At 72.9% G+C, this 907-nt stretch carries 1 protein-coding gene; it reads right to left on the bottom strand.

Annotated elements, in window-relative coordinates:
• Nucleotides 1-64: 64 nt before the first annotated feature.
• A partial coding sequence (locus B8460_RS18390; protein ID WP_048863076.1) for an NAD(P)-dependent oxidoreductase occupies nt 65-907 on the bottom strand: 843 nt, incomplete at its 5' end.

Below are 907 nucleotides of genomic sequence, written 5' to 3'. Positions count from 1 at the left end.
AGCCCCGCGCAGGCGAGGCCGGCGGCGATCAGCGCCAGATTCAGCGGGCGCACGGCAGCGTTTGTCATTCTTCCCCCAGTTCGGCGCCCGCCAGCATCTCGCACAGCCGCGCCATCGCCGTGTGATCCTGTCCGGGCCCGAGCCGCGTCGCCGCCGCCGCCCACATCTCGCGGCACAGCGCGGCAAAGGGCGCGGGCGTGCCGCCCTCGCGCGCGACGTCGAGGGCGATGGACAGATCCTTGACCATGAGGTCGAGGGCGAAGCCGGAATCGAAGCTGCGCGAGATGACGAACTGCTTGAACTTCTTCTGCGTCGAGTTGTTCATCCCGGTCGAGGCGTTGAGCACGTCGGTCATCACCGCCGGATCGAGCCCGAAGCGGCGGCCGATCAGCAGCGCCTCGATTCCGATGAGGAATCCGCCGGCCGAGACGAGGTTGTTGAGCGCCTTCATCGCATGCGCCGAGCCGACCGCGCCGGTGCGCAGCACGGAGCTGCCCATGGCGGACAGCACCGGCGTCGCGCGGTCGATCGCCGCCGCGTCGCCGCCGGCCATGATCGCGAGCGTCCCCGCCTCGGCCCGCGCGACGCCGCCGGAGACGGGCGCGTCCACGAGCCCGACGCCCGCGCCCGCGAGGCGGTCGGCGATGGCGCGCGTCTTGGACGGCACGCCACTGCTCATCTCCAGCAGCAGCGCGCCGGGGCGCAGGCCGGCGAGCAGGCCGGCATCGAGCACGTCGGCCACCACGTCGCTGGTCGGCAGCATGGTCACGACGATGTCGCAGGCGGCGCCGAGGGCGCGCAGGTCGGGCACCGCGGTGCCGCCGATCTCGGCCGCGAAGCGCGACGTCACCTCGGCGCGGGCATCGGCGACGTGCGCTGTTCTACCTCCAGGAGCGCGGCACCCTGT

It is taken from the genome of Acidisphaera rubrifaciens HS-AP3, from assembly GCF_000964365.1.
In the GTDB taxonomy this organism is placed as follows: Bacteria; Pseudomonadota; Alphaproteobacteria; order Acetobacterales; family Acetobacteraceae; genus Acidisphaera; species Acidisphaera rubrifaciens.
The sequence above is the reverse complement of the archived record's forward strand: the minus strand, read 5'-3'. Positions and strand labels throughout refer to the sequence as shown.